Annotated in this window: 22 protein-coding genes and 1 riboswitch; of the genes, 19 read left to right on the forward strand and 3 right to left on the reverse strand. The window is 52.0% G+C overall.

What is annotated here, in order from left to right; translation table 11 throughout:
* Positions 1–5 precede the first annotated feature (5 nt).
* From ACFVSO_RS06075 to ACFVSO_RS06095, 5 genes are all read left to right on the forward strand, one after another.
* On the forward strand, positions 6–971 hold the full coding sequence (locus ACFVSO_RS06075; RefSeq protein ID WP_387471143.1) for a DUF4430 domain-containing protein: 966 nt from the start codon (positions 6–8) through the stop codon (positions 969–971).
* Positions 968–1,858 carry an energy-coupling factor transporter transmembrane component T gene (locus tag ACFVSO_RS06080; RefSeq protein WP_387471145.1) on the forward strand — a complete coding sequence of 297 codons (891 nt, stop codon included), beginning with the start codon at positions 968–970 and terminating at the stop codon, positions 1,856–1,858. Before ACFVSO_RS06075 ends, ACFVSO_RS06080 begins: the two co-directional genes overlap by 4 nt.
* Positions 1,831–3,507 carry an ABC transporter ATP-binding protein gene (locus ACFVSO_RS06085; RefSeq protein WP_387471147.1) on the forward strand — a complete coding sequence of 559 codons (1,677 nt, stop codon included), beginning with the start codon at positions 1,831–1,833 and terminating at the stop codon, positions 3,505–3,507. Before ACFVSO_RS06080 ends, ACFVSO_RS06085 begins: the two co-directional genes overlap by 28 nt.
* Positions 3,489–4,232, forward strand: a complete 744-nt coding sequence (locus ACFVSO_RS06090) for an ECF transporter S component (protein ID WP_387471149.1) — start codon at positions 3,489–3,491, stop codon at positions 4,230–4,232. Before ACFVSO_RS06085 ends, ACFVSO_RS06090 begins: the two co-directional genes overlap by 19 nt.
* Before the next feature lie 135 nt (positions 4,233–4,367).
* Positions 4,368–4,622, forward strand: a complete 255-nt coding sequence (locus ACFVSO_RS06095) for a DUF6953 family protein (RefSeq protein ID WP_387471663.1) — start codon at positions 4,368–4,370, stop codon at positions 4,620–4,622.
* Here the strand turns inward: ACFVSO_RS06095 and ACFVSO_RS06100 are convergent.
* The gene (locus ACFVSO_RS06100; RefSeq protein WP_387471151.1) at positions 4,609–5,178 is read right to left on the reverse strand and encodes a hypothetical protein; all 570 of its coding nucleotides are present in this window, start codon (positions 5,176–5,178) and stop codon (positions 4,609–4,611) included. The two genes, ACFVSO_RS06095 and ACFVSO_RS06100, sit on opposite strands and share 14 nt — an antisense overlap.
* A gap of 477 nt (positions 5,179–5,655) precedes the next feature.
* Between ACFVSO_RS06100 and ACFVSO_RS06105 the strand changes: the two genes are divergently transcribed.
* Together ACFVSO_RS06105 and mgtE are read left to right on the forward strand one after the other, a co-directional pair.
* Complete coding sequence (locus tag ACFVSO_RS06105) at positions 5,656–6,504, forward strand: DMT family transporter (protein WP_387471153.1); 849 nt, start codon at positions 5,656–5,658, stop codon at positions 6,502–6,504.
* Between the two features lie 93 nt (positions 6,505–6,597).
* Positions 6,598–7,956 (forward strand): magnesium transporter, encoded by a 1,359-nt coding sequence (gene mgtE / locus ACFVSO_RS06110; protein ID WP_387471155.1) that lies wholly within the window; start codon positions 6,598–6,600, stop codon positions 7,954–7,956.
* A 103-nt stretch (positions 7,957–8,059) separates the two neighbouring features.
* On the opposite strand, the gene ACFVSO_RS06115 is transcribed toward mgtE, so the two are convergent.
* Complete coding sequence (locus tag ACFVSO_RS06115) at positions 8,060–8,689, reverse strand: cyclodeaminase/cyclohydrolase family protein (protein WP_387471157.1); 630 nt, start codon at positions 8,687–8,689, stop codon at positions 8,060–8,062.
* Positions 8,686–9,546, reverse strand: coding sequence for a bifunctional 5,10-methylenetetrahydrofolate dehydrogenase/5,10-methenyltetrahydrofolate cyclohydrolase (locus ACFVSO_RS06120; protein WP_387471159.1), 861 nt, complete (start codon positions 9,544–9,546; stop codon positions 8,686–8,688). The genes ACFVSO_RS06115 and ACFVSO_RS06120 overlap by 4 nt, the downstream gene beginning before the upstream one ends.
* Positions 9,547–9,626: 80 nt before the next feature.
* Positions 9,627–9,712, reverse strand: a riboswitch (ZMP/ZTP riboswitch).
* Between the two features lie 165 nt (positions 9,713–9,877).
* On the opposite strand from ACFVSO_RS06120, the gene ACFVSO_RS06125 reads away from it, so the two are divergent.
* The 12 genes from ACFVSO_RS06125 to ACFVSO_RS06180 all read left to right on the forward strand — a co-directional run bounded on the left by ACFVSO_RS06125 (position 9,878) and on the right by ACFVSO_RS06180 (position 18,921).
* Positions 9,878–10,018, forward strand: a complete 141-nt coding sequence (locus ACFVSO_RS06125) for a hypothetical protein (protein WP_387471161.1) — start codon at positions 9,878–9,880, stop codon at positions 10,016–10,018.
* A gap of 382 nt (positions 10,019–10,400) precedes the next feature.
* A complete protein-coding gene (locus ACFVSO_RS06130; RefSeq protein ID WP_387471163.1) occupies positions 10,401–10,799 on the forward strand; it encodes an OsmC family protein in 399 nt (132 codons plus the stop codon).
* A 260-nt stretch (positions 10,800–11,059) separates the two neighbouring features.
* On the forward strand, positions 11,060–12,349 hold the full coding sequence (locus tag ACFVSO_RS06135) for a histidine--tRNA ligase (protein WP_387471165.1): 1,290 nt from the start codon (positions 11,060–11,062) through the stop codon (positions 12,347–12,349).
* A gap of 88 nt (positions 12,350–12,437) precedes the next feature.
* Entirely contained in the window at positions 12,438–12,695 is a 258-nt protein-coding gene (locus tag ACFVSO_RS06140) for a DUF2164 domain-containing protein (protein ID WP_387471167.1), read from the forward strand.
* A gap of 85 nt (positions 12,696–12,780) precedes the next feature.
* Entirely contained in the window at positions 12,781–13,548 is a 768-nt protein-coding gene (locus tag ACFVSO_RS06145) for a class I SAM-dependent methyltransferase (RefSeq protein ID WP_387471169.1), read from the forward strand.
* 131 nt (positions 13,549–13,679) lie between these two features.
* Positions 13,680–14,378 carry a YjjG family noncanonical pyrimidine nucleotidase gene (locus ACFVSO_RS06150; RefSeq protein WP_387471171.1) on the forward strand — a complete coding sequence of 233 codons (699 nt, stop codon included), beginning with the start codon at positions 13,680–13,682 and terminating at the stop codon, positions 14,376–14,378.
* A 93-nt stretch (positions 14,379–14,471) separates the two neighbouring features.
* Positions 14,472–14,816: a YojF family protein gene (locus ACFVSO_RS06155; RefSeq protein ID WP_387471173.1), complete on the forward strand. Its 345-nt coding sequence runs from the start codon at positions 14,472–14,474 to the stop codon at positions 14,814–14,816.
* Between the two features lie 22 nt (positions 14,817–14,838).
* Entirely contained in the window at positions 14,839–15,498 is a 660-nt protein-coding gene (gene bshB2 / locus ACFVSO_RS06160) for a bacillithiol biosynthesis deacetylase BshB2 (RefSeq protein ID WP_387471175.1), read from the forward strand.
* 18 nt (positions 15,499–15,516) lie between these two features.
* The gene (locus ACFVSO_RS06165; RefSeq protein WP_387471177.1) at positions 15,517–16,179 is read left to right on the forward strand and encodes a phosphatase PAP2 family protein; all 663 of its coding nucleotides are present in this window, start codon (positions 15,517–15,519) and stop codon (positions 16,177–16,179) included.
* A 135-nt stretch (positions 16,180–16,314) separates the two neighbouring features.
* On the forward strand, positions 16,315–17,133 hold the full coding sequence (locus ACFVSO_RS06170) for an ABC transporter permease (protein WP_387471179.1): 819 nt from the start codon (positions 16,315–16,317) through the stop codon (positions 17,131–17,133).
* Positions 17,130–17,912: an ABC transporter permease gene (locus tag ACFVSO_RS06175; RefSeq protein WP_387471181.1), complete on the forward strand. Its 783-nt coding sequence runs from the start codon at positions 17,130–17,132 to the stop codon at positions 17,910–17,912. Before ACFVSO_RS06170 ends, ACFVSO_RS06175 begins: the two co-directional genes overlap by 4 nt.
* 16 nt (positions 17,913–17,928) lie before the next feature.
* A complete protein-coding gene (locus ACFVSO_RS06180; protein WP_387471183.1) occupies positions 17,929–18,921 on the forward strand; it encodes an ABC transporter ATP-binding protein in 993 nt (330 codons plus the stop codon).
* Positions 18,922–18,959 lie beyond the last annotated feature (38 nt).

An 18,959-nucleotide genomic window follows, 5' to 3' on the forward strand; every position in this document is an offset into this window, starting at 1 on the left:
AGTGGATGAGCAATAAAAAGCTTTTATTCGGGATCTGTATAGTACTGGCGCTCGTTATCGCCTTTTTCCTGGGGCCGAGGCATGAGGTTGTGCCGCTGACGCCTGAACAGGCTGCGGATGTCATCAATGAAGATGAGCCCGCTGGCACCCCTTCTGCTTCTGCGGAAGCGACCGCTCCCGGAGATCCAGACGGGGCAGGCGTGTTGGATGAGGATCCATCGCTACAACCGGATGATGCTGCTGAAGCTCCTGGTGAGGAGACAGACAGCGGAGGGCGGAAGGAGGAGGAGCTCCAATCGGACGCTCCTTCTTCCGCTGCTTCGTCGGAGCAGCCGGCATCAGGCAGCCCGGAGCGTACACCTAAGCCCGAAGCGACGTCCACACCATCGCTTCTGCCGAGCGCGAAGCCCAAGCCATCCGCGAAGCCGAAGCCGACCACTTCACCGAAGCCTGCTAATGAAGGCAAGGACCGCTATCTGACTGATCCGGTACCGTCTGGCAAGCCGAAGCCGGTGGAGTGGCAGGATGTCACGATTAACAAGGATAAGGAGATGTCGATTACCTTATCCGTTACGGCCAAGACGATTCTGAACAACATGAAGCTGTTCAATGAGAAGAAGCTGGAGGTATTGCCTGACGATGGCGTCATCTATCCGTCTCAGAAGGTGACGTTCTATGAAGGCGAATCGGTATTCGACGTACTCCTCAGAGAGATGAAGCGCAACAAAATTCATATGGAGTTCGTCATGACGCCGATCTATAACAGCAATTACGTGGAGGGCATCAACAATATTTATGAGTTCGATTGCGGTGAGCTTAGCGGGTGGATGTACAAGGTTAACGAGTGGTTTCCCAATTACGGAGCAAGCCGTTATGTGCTGAAGGACGGCGATGTCGTCGACTGGGTCTATACCTGTGATTTGGGCCGTGATATCGGGGGAGGCTTTGTCGCTTCGGGAGGAGAGGAATGAGAGACAGCTTTGCCGGTCTGCATCCTGCCCTAACCTTCAGTTACTTTGCGGGTATGATCGCATGCAGCATGCTAGTCATGCACCCCATTGCCCAAGCTATTGCGCTAATCGGGGCGTTCAGCTATTCGGTGCTTGTGAAGGGGGTCAAGGCGCTGAAGTTCAGCTTCGTCTACTTGCTCCCGATGCTGCTTATTATGGCGGCGATGAATCCGGCCTTTAATCATCAGGGCGTGACGATCTTGTTTTATCTGAAAAGCGGCAATCCCGTCACGCTGGAGTCGATTCTGTACGGCGTGGCGGCGGCCGTCATGTTCATTACTGTGATTCTATGGTTTTCTTGCTACAATGCGGTCATGACATCGGACAAATTCATTTATTTGTTCGGCAGAGTCATTCCTGCGCTTTCGCTGATATTATCGATGGTGCTGCGGTTTGTGCCGAGGTATATCGAGCAGATCAAAGCGATATCCCATGCGCAGCGCTGCATCGGCCGGGACATGACGCAAGGGAGCCTGTGGAGCAGGGCGAGGAACGGCATCAACATCTTGTCGATGATGACGACCTGGGCGCTGGAGAACGGGATGGAGACAGCCGATTCGATGAAATCGCGTGGCTACGGCTTGCCGGGCAGAACGAGCTTCTCGATCTTCCGCTTTGACGGCAGGGACGGCATCTTGCTTTCCATAATGGCGTTACTGGCCGCCATTATGGGCGCCGGGCTCATGCTTGGAACAGTCAGCATGCAGTTTTTTCCATCGATAAAGCTGGCCCCGGTTACGGTATGGAGCGTGGCGGTCTATACCGCTTACGCGCTTCTGTGCATGCTTCCGGTTATTATCAACTTGCAGGAGGCTTGGAAATGGAAGCGTATCGAGTCGAAAATGTAAGCTTCAGCTACCCGCAGCAAGAGCGGAAGGCGCTTGACGGACTGGATTTGACGATTAGAAGCGGCGAGTTTATCACGCTATGCGGTCAATCTGGCTCCGGCAAGAGCACGCTGCTGCGGCAATTTAAGACGATTCTCACGCCTCACGGCAAACGGGATGGCATGATTTATTTCCAGGGGGAGCCGTTATCTTCCGTCGGACAACGGCGGCAAGCGTTGGAGATCGGCTTTGTTCAACAGAACCCGGACAATCAGCTTGTAACGGATAAAGTGTGGCATGAGCTTGCATTCGGGCTGGAGAGCCTTGGCTATGATCAACGGACGATTCGGCTTCGCGTTGCGGAGATGGCCAGCTTCTTCGGCATTCAAGCCTGGTTCCATAAACGCGTAGCCGAGCTGTCCGGCGGCCAGAAGCAGCTGCTGAATCTGGCGGGCGTCATGGCGATGCAGCCGTCCGTCCTTATTCTGGACGAGCCGACATCGCAGCTCGATCCCATCGCTGCCCAGGAGTTTCTGGAGACGCTGCGCAGAATCAATCGGGATCTCGGGACGACGATCCTCTTGTCCGAGCATCGGCTGGAGGAGGTGCTGCCGCTGACGGAGCGGCTTATCGTGATGGACCAGGGACGGATCATTGCGGATGCCCCGCCGGCGCAAGCGGGAGCTGCGCTTGCCGAGCTGAACCATCCGATGTTCACGGCGATGCCTGCCGCCATGCAGATTGCGGCTAGCCTTCAGCCTCAGCCGGATACGGTATATCCGCTTACGATTAATGAAGGAAGAAGCTGGATCGGGCAATGGCTGAAGGACAAGACGTTGGGAGAATGGCCGGATCAGTCTGCTGTTGAGACTAGTGCGGGCCGGGTTGTCGTTGAACTGAAGGATGTATGGTTCCGGTATGAGAGGCTGGCTCCCGACACAATCAAAGATTTGTCGCTTTCCGTCAGGGAAGGCGAATGGTATTGCATTGTAGGGGGCAACGGGACGGGGAAGACGACGGCTTTGTCCCTAATCGGCGGAACCCAGATCCCGTATCGAGGCAAGGTGCTTGTGAACGGACAGGACATTCAGAAGCAGGGACTTAAGGAACGCTTCCATCGGAACTTGGGCATATTGCCGCAGAATCCCCAGCATTTGTTCCTGAAGAAGACGGTGGAGCTGGACCTGATGGAGATGCTGTCGGATTCGGGACTAACCAAGGAAGAACAGCAGTCCAGGATAGAGGAGATCATCGTCTTGACCGAGCTGCAGGATGTCAGGCTTATGCATCCATACGATCTGAGCGGCGGGGAGCAGCAGAGGGCTGGGCTGGCCAAAATTTTGCTGATGGAGCCCCGGATCATCCTGCTGGATGAGCCGACCAAAGGCCTTGACGCTTTCTTTAAAGATAAGCTGGCGCGTATCCTGTCCAATCTGACCTGGCAAAACGTGACGATTGTGATGGTTTCGCATGATATCGAGTTTTGCGCCCGGTATGCCGATGCCTGCGCCCTCTTCTTCGACGGCGGTGTTGTTACAACGAACCGGACGCGCGCTTTCTTTGCGGGCAACAGCTTCTACACGACGTCCGCCAATCGTATGGTACGGCACTTATGCCCGGGAGCTATTACAACGGAGGATGTTATAAGGCTATGCCAATCCAGTTATTGAACAAGGGGAGCAAGCGGAGACTGCTCGCCGCCTTTCTCATCCTGATCGTTATCCCGCTGACCATACTGGCGGGCGTCTTCTACTTCGATGACCGCAAATATTATTTCATCAGCATGCTGATTATCGTCTATACGATGCTGCCTTTTGCGATGGTTTTCGAGCAGAGAGGGCCGCGGGCAAGGGAACTGATTCTGATCGCCGTGCTGGCTGCGCTGGCGGTAGCGGGACGGTCCGCCTTTTATATGCTGCCGCAGTTCAAGCCCGTGGTTGCGATTGTTATCATCGCAGGGGTATGTCTGGGGGCGGAAGCTGGTTTCTTGGTCGGAGCGTTGGCGGGCTTTGTGTCGAACTTTTTCTTCGGGCAGGGACCGTGGACGCCCTGGCAAATGTTCTGCTTCGGCATTATCGGATTTATTGCCGGCTTATTGTTCCAGAAGGGAAAGCTGTCCAAGACGAGGCTGTCGCTGTGTTTATTCGGCGGATTAGCGACCTTCTTCATCTATGGCGGCATCATTAATCTAGGCAGCTTGTTTATGTTCACGGCGGAATTCTCGTGGGAAGCCCTGCTTGCGACGTACGTCTCCGGCTTCTGGTTCGATATGATCCATGCCTTGTCTACCATTGTCTTCCTCTATCTGATCGCTCGTCCGATGATCGAGAAGATAGACAGAGTCAAGATCAAATACGGATTGATCGAGCCTGAAGACGGGAAGCAGAGCCGCTGATGATCGTCATCCGGTTTATTTCATAGAAGGGCCAAGTCCGTTAGCTCTGGACTTGGCCTTTTCTATGGTACAATGAAAGGCAATAGGTCCCATTAAGCGGATGACAAGAAAATGATAGCAATCGGGGTGACGGATATGAGCGCAACACCGGATGAAATTGCAAGATGGATGTTCAGCGAGATGAAAAATGCGGGCGTGCTCTATCAGACTGCGGCAGTGGAGCATATTCGAGCGCATTATGGAGAGTCCTTTATTTATGTGAATGAGAACGGTCATGCGTCGATCGACAAAGAGGTCAAGAAATCATTTAAGAAGCTGCATGGCGGCAAAGCGGCATGGGATCGCGACGGATTTTTCTGGGGCTGGACTTCTGCGATTAAGGAAGGCTGACGCTGGCAGGCTGCAGCGCTTCTTCGGACATTTCAGACAAGGCGGGGGCGGTCGTTGGCTTGCCGCTTCTTTTGCTTTTCAGAAGTCGATGCAGGCTTAGCCTATGAGCCTTCTCCAAGTTCATCATAATTCCGAAAGCGCTTGTATAAAGCGTCAAGCTAATGATGTTCATATTGCCGGACAAAATGAAATTGATATGCATGAACATGCAGATGAGGATGGATGGCAGAATCCAGATGCCAAGGATGAGAAAGACGCCGAGAATGACTTGAACAGCAGGTATGATGTAGTTGAAGGGCAGTACTTCATTCAGACAGAATTGTTCGATGAAGGTTTTGTAGAACTCTGGAACATTGGGCTTTAATAGAGCAGCGTTGAAGTAGTCGGTCAAGAACTGCCCCGGATACTGGTACCAGGACGCTTCCCCGGCTTTCCCCGTAATCTTGGTCAGTCCCGCCATCAGCCATCCGAATCCAAACAGGACTCTCATCAGCGTCACGAGCAGTTGGTACGAGGACGACCACAGTTTTGTCATATTCTGTTTTTTGCTATTCACATAAATTCCCCCTTAATCAAATATTCGACAGCAGTTGCGGTCAGCATGCGGAATGGTGAAGCGAGTTGCGAGGTTTAGCGAAGGTCGTCGTAAGCGCTCTCTATTTACTACTACATTCTACAAAAATAACCAATCCTTGTATTTGGGCCGATTAGTATGTTTTTTGCACAATAAGTGGGACTTTAGATCGTTTTTTATGTAGAATTTGTAAGAGGATGAGGTCGAACCGGCTCGTTTGGATATGGCGGCGTCAAAACGAGCTTGAGCTTAAGCTCTTTACAGGGATGACCAGGAGGGAGTAATCGCTGCTTGGAAATTCCTTATGTGGTTGATTATGAAATCAAACTAGGTGAAGCATCTATCGGTGTTCATTTCGATATCAATGTGTCTATGAGCCTAAGCGGTTACCGCATGACGGGAAGCTTGGAGATAGACTCATATGGTTTGTGTCGCATCTAGCGAGAAGGTAGTGATAGAATGGCAGGATTAGCATTTGCTTTAGTGCTTGGATCTGGATTTGTTCATTCCATCTGGAACCTGTATACGAAAAAAAGCATGAATAAGATTGTGTTTCTTTGGCTTTGCCAAATCATTGCAACCATTGTGCTGATACCTTGGACGATTATCGAGTGGGATGCCTCCCATTTCACGGGCGCAGCTTTGCTACTGATGCTGGCTTCCGTAGCCTTGCATGGGATGTATATCACTTTGCTCGCCGCTACCTATACGGTAGGGGACTTGTCGCAAGTTTATCCTATTATGCGGGGAACGAGCCCGCTGCTGGTGCCGCTAATGGCGGTCGTATTTCTGGGGGAGTCGCTTAGTCCGATAGGATGGGTGGGAGTGGCCACAATTGTGGCCGGCATCTTATTCTTAAGTGAAATCAAGCTGAAGCGGGTACAGGGAACATCGGCGAAAGCTCCGCTGCTCGCCTTGGCTGTCGGGTTTTGCATTGCGGGTTATATTGTGGTGGATAAGCTGGCGCTGGACTACTTTCCCGCTGTCATCGTACTTCAGGCTACCAACGTAGGCAATGTGCTGGTGCTGACTTGGGCTGCGCTTCGTTCCCGTACGATCGGGCAGGAGCTGCGCGTCAATTGGAAGACCATCTTGCTTGGAGGCGTGCTTGCACCAGGCGGATATCTGTTGTTCCTATTTGCTGTATCGTTGGCGCCGGTGGCACAGCTTGCTCCCATGCGAGAGATCGGGACGGTATTCGGAACGCTGCTGGGCATATTTATATTAAGAGAGCAGCAAGGACCACGGCGCATCATTACCTCGGCTCTCATTACAGCAGGGATTATTATTCTTGGCCTTTGGGGATAAAGGTCTGCTTCACTGCAATATTTTTGGGCAAATAGGGTATAAGGGTAAAGAAGCGTGTTTGGATTGTAAGCAGGATTGGAGGTGGCTTGACCCATGATTATGAATCTTAGCGATACAGAGTTGGACCTGCTTGTCCAGAATGCGATCAAAGAAGGAGATCGGGCGAAAGTCCAGGCCGTTGCGGAGGAGCTGCAGCCGTATGATATGGCTGCCGTCTATGGCCGTCTGCCGGATAAGTTCCGCGCCGGATTTGTTATCTATATGACCATGGAGCAGTTGACTGCGATGGTCGGCGAGATGGAGCAGATGCAGCAGGTTGAGGTGTTCGCACTGCTTGGCGTGGAGCGGACGGCGGAGCTGATGGACCGGATGGACAATGATGACCTTGCTGTCCTGCTCGGAGGCTTGTCCGAGGAACGGAAGAAATCGTTCCTGGACTACATGAAGAAGGAAGAAGTCCTCGCGGTGCAGCACTTGATGGCGTATGCGCCGGAGACGGCGGGCCGGATCATGACGAACCGGTACGTCTGGATACCAAGCCATTATAATGTTCGTGATACAGTCGATAAGCTGAAAGATTTTGCCGAGATTGCGGAGTCGATCAACTATCTCTACGTCGTGGATGAGAAGAAGAAGCTGATCGGCGTCGTATCGTACCGCGATTTGATCCTGGCGGAGATCGGCGATCAGATTACAGATATTATGTATGAGCGGGTCATTGCCGTTCCGGTCGATATGGACCAGGAGGAAGTAGCCCGACGGATCGAGAGATACAACTTTCTTGCTATTCCCGTCGTGGAAGAGGACGGTGTGCTTGTCGGTATCGTCACCGTCGACGATATTATCGACGTCGTCATTCGGGAGGCATCCGAGGATATTGCGAAGATGTCCGCATCGGGCAAGTCGATTGACTTCGATACGAAGGCCCATGTGGCGGCATACCGAAGGCTGCCTTGGCTGATTCTGCTCTTGCTGATCGGCATCATATCAGGGACGATTATTAGCCGGTTCGAAGAGACGCTGGATAAGGTTGTGGCGCTGGCTTTCTTCATGCCGATGATAGCAGGAATGACTGGGAATACGGGAACACAGTCACTGGCGGTTGTCGTGCGTGGCTTGACGACGAAGGAAGTGACCAGTGGCGTCGTTCGAAGACTGGTGTGGCGAGAGCTGATGGTCGGGCTGATGATCGGCGGCATCTGCGGCGTGCTGATCTCCATCATAGCGTACATCTGGCAGGGCAGCCCCATTCTGGGCCTTGTCGTGGGCGGCTCGCTTGTCATGACGCTCATTATAGGCACGCTGGCAGGTACAGTGATTCCGCTGTTGCTGTATAAGCTGAAGGTCGACCCTGCTGTAGCGTCAGGTCCGCTCATTACAACGCTTAACGATATTTTATCGTTGCTGATCTACTTTGGCATCGCGACGGCGTTCCTGGAATATTTGATATAAACGAGCGGGTGTACTTGATCGATCATAAAGGGAAAAAGAGACTCCAAATCACGTTGCCGTGGTTTGGAGTCTCTTGCGCATTTCGACATGCCGTTACGATTCGTTACATTCTCTGACGGGCTGTATGCAGAACAGCCTTGCATCGCAACTCCATCTCGTCCATAAGCGCAGCAGCCTGCTCGGCATAACGGCTCTTCATAGCCGACTCCGGCATAGAACGGAGATTTATCTCCACGGTGAGCAGGGCGGAGCGAGCTGCCGCTTCGAACAAGATAACGCCGATGCCAAGGTCAGAGATGACATGCTTGTTGGCAGAGTCGGCAATAGCGGCAGTGCTGGTTATGCCATCCCGGCATAATCTCATAAGTCGAAGCGGAACCTCAATGGCATGCAGGGTGGCGGACTCCAGGGCAAGCTTGCGCGAAGCCTTCTCGTCCTCTGTTGCTTTTGGCAGCTTTAATGCCGCCATGTAGCCGTTGAACGACTCGATGTCCGCATGAAGCAGCTCTTCTGATGCAGCGGATAGGCGTCGCATCTCCGACAATGTCTCTTGAATCTGCGCCTCATAGGCTGCGAACTTCTCCCCTTGGGACAAGCTGCCGGCCATTGCCGTCATGGAAGCGCCGAGCGCCGCGACTAACGCGGCAACACTGCCGCCGCCGGGAGTAGGATCAGGGCTCCCTGCCTGGTGCAGGAAGCGGCGGATGGAATCATCCCATGATACATTGCTCATATTTGCTCCTCCTCGCCTTGTTGGATGCGAATGGCTTTCATCAAATTTTGGAACAGGACTGCTGTCGTCAGCGTGCCTACCCCGCCTGGCACCGGGGAGACGGCAGCGACATAAGCATCCAGGTCAGCGGCACCATCTCCAGCAATACGGCCGTCCTCTGTTTCGTTGATGCCAGCGTCCACAACGATCAGTCTGTCATGAACCATAGCGGAGGTCATTCTATTCGGCCTGCCAACGGCTAGAAAAGCAATATCTGCATGGCTGAGATGCGAAGCGATGTCTGGCGTGCGAGAATGACAGACGGTGACAGTAGCCTGCTCCCGCTGAAGCAGGTGGAATAGAGGAAGGCCGACGGTCTGGCCTCTTCCGACCAACGTTACGTTTTTGCCTTCCAATGAAAATCCATAGTGCTTCAGCAGATGGATGCAGGCCTGGGGAGTAGCGGGATATAGGCCGTCTTCTCCCGTCAGGGTTGCCAGTTTGTTTTGCGGCGTTACGCCGTCGATATCTTTGCTCGGCCGAATTTCCCGTTCCACTCTCCTCGCCGAGATATGCTGCGGCAGAGGAAGCTCCACCATAATGCCATGAATGGATGCGTCTTCGTTCAACCGACGGATGAGCGCGATAATTTCGGCTTCTTCTACGTCGGCTTTGAATGCATGTAGGTGGAAGGATACGCCAAGCCGTTCGGCGATCCTGCGCTTTGCTTCTGCATAATAGGCGGAAGCGGGGTCTCCTTCGACAATAATTGTCGCCAGATAGGGCTGAATACCTTGCATGCCAAGCTCACTCACTTCAGTCATAATCTCCATGTAAACTCGATCAGCAGCTTCTTTTGCCTTCATCAACAATGCCATCCTTGCATCCTCCTCAGCGGGTAATTTTCGAATAAAACGAAAAAAAGCATCCGCATCAGCTCATGACGAGCCGACTGCAGATACTTCTCCCAGGCGAACGGATCCATTCCGTTCGTATGCTTCCTCGTGGTTTATTCCACTCTTTTCGCCAGTCGCATACGACGTTATTTTTATATCACCTATTATGTCCGCAATCGAATTTGAGGTCAAGATGATTGACAAAAAAAGACTTCACTCTTATGAATTCATTTAATATCTAATTTGATAATCATTAAATTATTAAATAAATCCGCAAGCTCATTTGTTCAGATGGGTATGCAGGCATTTGAACATGGTGCAGCGTGTGAAGAACGCGGTGAAGCAGCATGTGGGGGAACGGATTCTGTGCATCGTCGGAGCGGATCATAACGATATGATGCATGAGCAACTTCGCATGGAGGGGACAATTGAGCTCATTTATCCCTTGCGTTAGGAGTAGTATGCAACTTTTCGAAAAATATTTATTACAATTTATTCCCTATGAAGAGGGTGTGAGCGTGAAATAAAGCACTTACATTCATGAAAAGTATAAAAAATTGACGTAATGCGCCTCTCTCCACGGGGCTATAAGGCCATTACTATTAAAAGCTATAGGTTGACACGCTTATTAAAGTGCATTACTATTTTGCCATTACATTAATACTATGCGGTTACTCTGAATTTATTTTGTCAAAAAACCTCGTCATTCATCGAAAAATAACGGAAAACATAGAAATTTGTTTTATAAAAGTTGAACTAAAGGTTCGTAAGGAGCGTTCTATTGATATCGCCAAATCTCTATGGCTTGCCGCTCGGTGTAATGAAAGGAGATTATCATGACTACCAGAATCCAACTGATGAACGGACAAAATGAAATCTATAACGAAGCGGGCTTGCAGTTAATCGGCAGCAACGGACATAACCAAAGCGGGCTGTCGCCCCAGGAGCTGCTGGAATCGGCGCTTGGTCTTTGTGTCTCGATCTCGCTTCAGCAGAAGCTGGAGACGGATGGGGTTGAATTCGGGCGGTTTCCGCTCAGCGTAGAAGTGACGGCGAGGAAGACGGACAGGGAGCTCAACGCCTTTACCAGCTTTACGGTACGGGTGAAGCTGCCATCTACCATCGAGCCGAATTACAAGGACAAGCTGATTGCCATCGTCGAGCAGGCATGCGCCATCAGTAATTCGCTGAAGAGTGAAGTAGCTATAGAGACGGTCGAATACCATCTATCTTAATGGGCAGGCTGCCGCTTGCATGATCTTATTCAATCCGCTATAATCGGCATTACTTTATGTTATGAAGGGGTTTATAGCTATGCGTATATCCAAGCTGAATCAACTTCATCATCACAAGCAGCGTTAGCACACCTGATTGAATCAGGGCGGGCTAACGCATTTCGCGTTGGCCTCCCTGCGAGATATGAAGCGCGCAGGACCAAGAGGTCCTGCGCGTTTTTTTATGTTCACACCTCAATTCAAAAAAGGAGCTGACAGTTATGCAAAATGTCAAAGGAACCTATGATTTTTTCGGACCGGATCAGGCGCTTAGAAAAAAAGTGCAGGATGTGCTCACGGAACTATTCGAGCTGTACACCTTCAAGGGAATGGAGACAGCGGTGCTCAATGAGCTGGATCTGCTTGCATCCAAATATGCGGGCGGGGACGAAATTTTGAAGGAAATGTACAGGCTGACCGATCAGGGCAACCGCAGTCTGGGCCTGCGCTACGATTTGACCATCCCGTTCGCCAAAACCATTGCGCTCAACCCGGGTCTGGAGATGCCGTACAAACGTTATGAGATCGGAAAAGTATTCCGCGACGGTCCCGTCAAAAAAGGACGCCTCAGGGAGTTTTTGCAATGCGATGTCGATATGGTCGGCATTGCCGGACCGGAAGCCGAGGCCGAGCTGATGCAGCTCGCGGTCGATGCGTTTGGACGCTTAGACATTCCCATTGTGCTGCGGTGGAATAACCGGCGTTTTCTTGGGGACGCGCTTGCAGCTATGGGGGTGCCGGAGGACGAACTGTCCTCTGTCATACTGACGCTCGATAAGCTCGCCAAAATCGGGCTGGAAGGCGTGGAGCAAGAGCTGGCGCAAAAGGGAATCAGCGATGGCGTCAAGCAAGCGATGCTGGCGTTCGCTTCGGGAGAGAAGCTTTCTTTGGAAGCTATTGCATCCCGGTACGGGATTTCGGATTCGCCAGGTGCGCGAGAAGCTGCGGCGCTGGAGAAACTGATAAGCGAGCTTGGTCTGGAGCAGACTTGTATCTTCGACCCGTTCCTGTCTCGCGGACTGTCCTTCTATACCGGTACGGTGTACGAAATATTTGATGCGAGCGGCGTATTCACCTCAAGTCTGGGCGCAGGGGGACGTTATGACGCCATTATAGGGAAGATGATCGGCAGGGAGGATGTGTCGTATCCTACGGTAGGTCTCTCTTTCGGAATGGAGTCCATCCTGGAGGTGCTCAGGGAGCGGCCGCTTGTACTGCCGTCAGTGCAAGCGATAGTTGTGCCGATCGGCGAGGAGGGCAAGACCGGAGCATTGAAAGCGGCGGAGGAGCTGCGGCGTGCTGGTATCCGAACCGCCCTGGAGACGGGCAGCCGCAAGCTGAAGAAATCACTGGCCGCAGCCTCGGACAAGGACATACGCTACGTGGTTCTGGTAGGGGGCGATGAAGCGGCGAAGGGGGAAGTGCGACTGAAGGATATGCGGGAGTCGAAGGAATCTCTTCTCGCCGTGCAAGAGGCGGCTGCAACGATTCTGGCGCAGTCTTCTGGCTAATCATGCGCTCGTTCAAACGGGATATCGTGGACCCGCGGCTCCTGTGATATGATCGAAGGAAGAAAAGGATGAATAGAAAGGGGATTTTATGATGGTGCCTTTGAAATTGCCGAGGGAACAGAAGCTGCAGCTCGTCTCCAATCTTCAGCAATACGCTTATGATGAGCTGTCGGTGGAGATGGGTCAGCTGGCCGGAGAGAACATGCTTGATTTTATGCTGAAGGAGCTGGCTCCTTATATTTATAATCAAGCGATGGTTGACGCCAGACGTGTTATTGAGGAGCGAATGGCTTCTATTGAGGAAGATTTATATGCGCTGGAGAGGCCGGTTCCGTCTGCCAAATAACAAGCAACCTTGAATGGCGCTTTGGCAAATTGCTGACGTAGAGAGAGACATTGTCTTGAAAATAATGCTGTAAGGGGAGATGACGATGACGCCTGAGGAAAGAAAACAATATTGGCTATCGGAAGAACGGCACGTTTTTCAAGGATGGGACTTCTCGTACATGGCGGATCGCGTGTGGGAACAGGAGCTTCCCTGGAATTATAAAGAAGCTGTGCAAGCCAGCATGACCGATGAGAGGGTTATGCTGGACATGGGAACCGGCGGAGGCGAGTTCCTCTTGTCGCTGTCTCCTCCCCCAGGCCGGACCTATGCGACGGAGGCGTATCCGCCGAATGTGGCGTTATGCCAGCAGAAGCTGCCTCCATACGGTATCGATATTAGGCAAGTGTATGCCGACGATGATCCGCTGCCGTTCGAAGACGAAATGTTCGATCTCGTGATGAACCGCCATGAGGTGTACAATTCGGAAGAGGTTTACCGGGTATTGAAGCCGGGCGGCTTGTTTATTACGCAGCAGGTCGGCGGGCAGAACAACCGTGAGCTGTCCCGTTTTTTGCTTGGTGAAGGCGCGATGATCGTAGATCCGCAGTTCAATCTGGAGAACAGTTCGAGAGAGCTTGCAGCGGCGGGATTCACCATCCATGAGAGCGCGGAGTTTTTCCCGGAGCAGCGGTTTTATGATGTAGGGGCCTTTGTTTATTTGGCGAAAATTGCGGAGTGGGAGTTTGCCGGGTTTTCCGTCGAAAAATGTTATAATGAGTTATGCTTGCTTCAGGAGAAGGTCGAGAAGGACGGACACTTCACGAGCAAGGAACACCGATTTTTTATTATAGCCAGCAAGCAAGCGGAGTAACGGGAGAGCTGATGCTGCGGCAGGATACCGTTCGTGCGGTTCCAGCTTGCTGATCCGTTCCTTGCGGACGTTCATTTGCGCCCGGAAATCTTATCGCTTATTCGGCTTACAGATTGCAGGAGGATTTTATCATGTCTTATGATGTCATTTTCTTTGATGCCGACGATACGCTGTATGATTACGCGCAATCGGAGGCTCACGCGCTGGCCGAATCGTTCAGGGAGGCAAAGCTGGAGGTATCCGAGCAGCTTACGGGCAGCTACAGGACGATTAATCAGCAGCTTTGGCGGGAATATGAGCAGGGCGCCATTGATTTGGCCTTGCTGCGCAGCGAGCGATTCGCAAGACTCATTGCCGATAACGGCTTGACGATTCCTTGGACAGCTGAGGAATTCAGCCAAGCGTATCTTCGATATTTGGGAGAAGGCTCGTTTTTGATGGATGGTGCCGTGGAGATATGCCGGGAGCTTCTGGCAGGCGGACACCGGCTTGCGATCATTACGAACGGGATCAGAGAGGTTCAGCTAAGCCGGATTGGCCGTTCGGAGCTGGCGGACGCCTTTGAGCATATTATTGTATCGGAGGATGCCGGCATTCAGAAGCCGAATCCGGCCATCTTCGACTTTGCTTTTGCCAAGCTGAATCTGACGGGCAGCCGGAATGCGCTTATTGTCGGCGATTCGCTAACCTCGGATATGCAGGGCGGCATTAATGCGGGCATTGATACGTGCTGGTACAATCCGCTCAGGAAGCCGAATATGACGGCGGTCAAGCCGAAGTACGAAATTCATCACTTAAGCGAGCTCATACCGATTATCGGTCTAGGCTAGACAGGGGCCGCCAGTCCAGGCTCGGTCTGGACCAATGTCCAGTTTAAATTGGAGTCTTTTACAGGCATGATTAAGAACGAGAGGAAGAGTTCGATGCAGCTTATCCAACCATTGAGAGTTCAGCAGCTTATAGACAAGCTTAAAGATCAAGACTTGTATGTTCATATCGAGCAGACAACGGGGGCCTATGCCGCCCACATCGACAGCTCGAAGCATCCTGCCGCCTCGTTCCTGACTAACGCGAGGATTCGCTACAACCATGGGTCAATCTCGGGCAACGGGCCTTATCGGGTTGGTCTTAAGATGGCACATGGCTGGGTATACTCGGAAGGGCTGACGCATTACGAGGACGCAGAGAACGAACGGCTTATTATGGCTGGCCACGACAGCCAAGGGAAGCTGATCGTAGCTCTGCAATTAAGCCCGGAGCCCTTTTAAGCGAGAGGAGATGAATCATACAATGGAACAACAAATTTTAGTTGTATTGCCGCATCCGGATGACGAAGCGTTCGGTTTGTCCGGCACGCTGGCGATGCATATTCATAACGGGGCGCGCGTTACGTACGCTTGCCTGACACTTGGTGAGATGGGCCGCAATATGGGCGTCCCGCCGTTTGCGACGCGGGTAACGCTGCCTGCGATTCGAAAGGCTGAGCTTGAATCCTCTTGCCAGGCGATTGGCATACAGGATCTCAGATTGCTTGGCTTTCATGACAAAACGATTGAATTCGAGGATCAGGAGTTGCTGGAAGCGCGGATCGGCGAGTTGATCGAAGAGCTGTCTCCATCGCTTGTGGTGACGTTCTATCCCGGCTACAGCGTGCATCCGGATCACGACGCATGCGGCGCGGCGGTTATTCGGGTCATTGGCCAGATGCCGGCTGAGAAGCGGCCGACGGTCCATTGCCTGGCGTTCTCGCGGAATCATGAGGAAGCCATCGGACGTCCGGATGTTCATTACGATGTGAGAGCTTTCTTGAAGCAGAAGCTTGCTTCGATTCAAGCGCACCGTTCCCAGTTCCAGGCGGCTGAGCTGCTTGGCAAGAATGAGCTGTCTCAGCAAGAGATTGAAGCCCGTTTTGGGACGGAGCATTTTTGGACCTATCGATTTACAACATAGAATACCGGGGGGAAATCCATGCTAACGAAGGAAGGAATGAAGAGGGTGCTTGCCCATCCGCTATGGATGCTGCTTGCTATTCCGACTTTAGGTTTGATCTACACTTTAATTAACCAGGAGCCGGTCCAGGTGTGGATGCTCTATACGGATTTGGATGATCTGATTCCGTTTATGAAGATCTTCATCATTCCTTACGCCATATGGATGCCTTTTCTGTATCTTACGTTTATCTTTTTCTTCTTCAAAGATCGTCCGACCTATTACCGGACGCTGCTCGCCTATGTCATTAGTGTCTTAATATGCTATGCCATCTATACCATATTTCAGACGACGGTGCCGAGAGCGGAGCTGGATGGCAACGACTTGCTGAGCTGGCTTGTGCAATTTGTGTATACGAATGATGCGCCGTTCAACTGCTTCCCAAGCATTCATTGCTTGTCCAGCTATCTGCTGTTCAGAGCCGCTACCCAGTCGAAGGAAATCGGGCGCGGTACGAAGATTGGGATTGGCATCATAACCTGGTCTATTATCTTGTCGACGGTATTTGTAAAGCAGCATGTGGTGATGGACGTATTCGCTGGAATTATGCTTGGTCATGTCATCTTCGCTTGGGCAGGACGGCTGCTGAAGTCCCGCAGCAAAGCTGTGTATGAAGAGCAGCGCTCTTATTTGTCCCAATGACATAGGTATGAACGCCTAGTTCTATATACTTCCCCATGATTTTTATCACTTTTCAATGGAATATGATGGTCCTTATAGACGAGGGTGGTCGATTCCCTTAGAATATGTCGAAAAAGGATCATGGGGTGGATAGGCGTGGGGTTAGGCAGAGCAGTCGGTTCCATGCAGGCGATCGGTCTTGCAACATACAAAGAATGGCTTGTATACCGATCGCACATGGCAGTATCGATTTTTGTAGGACCGGTTTATTTTTTGACGCAATACTTTATATGGAACGCTGTCTATGACGGCGGCACAGGTCAGATCAACGGCTTTACGCTGGAGCAGATTCTGGCCTATTTTGGCGTGGTAACAGTCGTTAATTATTTCATTTATGACTCCGCCGACTGGAATTTGCAAATGCTGGTGCGCTCGGGGCAATACGTCACCTTCGCTTTGCGACCGATGCCGCACTGGGTATATGCGCTTGCGCAGAAGCTGGGGCACCGGTCGCTTGGATTTCTGATTGAGTTTGTGCCTATTTTTTTTCTCTTCTTATTCGTATTCGGCATCAAGCTGGTGCCGGCCAACTGGCTATGGGCGATCGTGTCGATCGTGCTAAGCTTCCTCATGAATTTCATCGTCAATTACTGTGTTGGCTTGACGGCCTTCTGGATCGTTCGAGCGGAAGGCGTTCGGCGTGTCATTATGCTGATCAAGGATATTAGCGCCGGCGTGTTCATTCCGCTGACGTTTTTCCCCGAGTGGACGCAGAAGCTGCTTTTTTTCCTACCTTTTCAATTCATTACGTACGTCCCATCCCGGGTATTTATTGGCGAATATGAGCTGGCGGGTTATTCCATGACGATTCCAGCCATTGTAGCTTTGCAAGCCGTAGTGACGGCGATTATGTTCGGCATCATGCTGCTGCTTTGCCGGCAGGCGATGAGAAGGTTTACGGGGGTGGGCGTATGAGCGGTATCCTGTCGTGTATCGGCGCGGTTATGCGTACGAAGATTGCCGTGCAGACGGCTTATCGCAGCCATTTCTTTCTTAGTCTCTTCCTGATGATTGCGGGCGACCTGATGGTGCCGCTTATTACGCTTCTCGTCTATCGCTCCGGCGTATCGTTCCCGGGCTGGACGCTGCATGAAGCGCTCCTGATTCAAGGCATATTCGGTATGGCCAAAGGAATCGCATTCCCGCTTTTCTTCGGCATGGTTGGTACAACGCTGCGTTTGGTCCGCCAGGGCACCTTTGACCTGCTGCTGCTCAAGCCGCGCTCCACGCTGTTCATGACGATGCTGAACGGGCTGGACCCGGAGGATTTCGGCAGGCTGCTTAGCGGCGGCGTCTTGTTCGGCTTCGCTCTGTCGGGTATAGCTGCGCCTGCTCTGGCTGGATGGCTGCAATTCGCGGGGTTGTTCCTGGCTTCACTTGCTGTTTTGTGCGCTTTTTCTCTCTTTATGTCAGGCTTGCTATTCCGTTGGGTAGGGAGCAGCCGAGTTTACGATATTTTTGATTCCGTGACAAACTTCGGATTGTATCCCGGCACTATTTATGCCAAGTCATTCCAAAATATTTTAACCTTCGTCATTCCGGTCGGCCTGATCGCCTTTATGCCGGCTTCCGCTTTGCTTGGCCGCGCAGGCTGGGAGATGGCATGGTCGGCGGGAGCAGCAGTGATGTTTTTGGTATTAGGCATCGTCTATTGGAATTACATGCTGAAAAGCTATACAAGCGCAGGCGGATAAGGGGAGAGGATATCGCATGATCGAAGTAAAGCAGTTAACGAAAACCTATATGACGCATGAACGGGGACATACGCTGCGCGAGACGGTCAAAAATTTGTTCAGCCGTCCTATGAAGGAAGTCCATGCGGTGAAGGAAATATCATTCAGTGTCAAGCAAGGTGAGATGGTGGCTTTTCTAGGGCCGAACGGAGCGGGCAAGTCGACGACGCTGAAGATGCTCTCCGGCGTGCTTCATCCGACATCGGGTGAAGTGAACGCACTGGGTCTTACGCCGTGGAAGCAGCGGAACGAATATGTGCGCCGGATCGGCGCGGTATTCGGACAGAAATCGCAGCTGCTATGGGACATTCCTCCTGCGGATGCATTCTACATGAATAAAGCGATATACGGCGTGCCGGAGAAGGATTACAAAAGAAGATTGGACCAGCTCACGACCTTGCTGGACGTGGGCGAGATTATGCGCAAGCCGACCCGGCAGCTGTCGCTGGGTGAGCGGATGAAATGCGAGTTTATGATGGCGATGCTGCATGGTCCGGAGCTTGTGTTCCTGGATGAGCCGACGATCGGCCTTGATGTGTTCGCGAAGGATACGATTCGTGACTTCATTCGGGACATGAACCGCGAGGGCGTTACCTTTATTCTGACGACGCATGACCTGGACGATGTGGAGTCGCTTGCGGAGCGGGTGGTCGTCATCAATCACGGGCAGATCGCATTCGACAATACGCTGCATGAACTGAGGGGGCGGCTTGGTGAGAAAAAAGCGGCAAAGGTGACGACGGAGGTGCCGCTCCCCGACTACACGATTCCGGGTGTTGCTTTGCTCAAGCGAGTGAATGAGACGGAAGCGGAGCTGGAGATTGATACCAGTGTCTTGCCGCTAAAGCAATTCATTCGACAGTTCAACGAAAGCTATGGCATTCGGGATATGTCTATTGAAGCGCTGCCTATCGATTCGGTTATGAAAGAGCTGTATTCCAGCACCAAGAAGGAAGCGGTGTTGATCTAAGGGGGAGGGAAGTACAGCTTGGCTGGTCATCTTGAAGG

The organism is Paenibacillus sp. NPDC057967 (assembly GCF_042887015.1).
In the GTDB taxonomy this organism is placed as follows: domain Bacteria; phylum Bacillota; class Bacilli; order Paenibacillales; family Paenibacillaceae; genus Pristimantibacillus.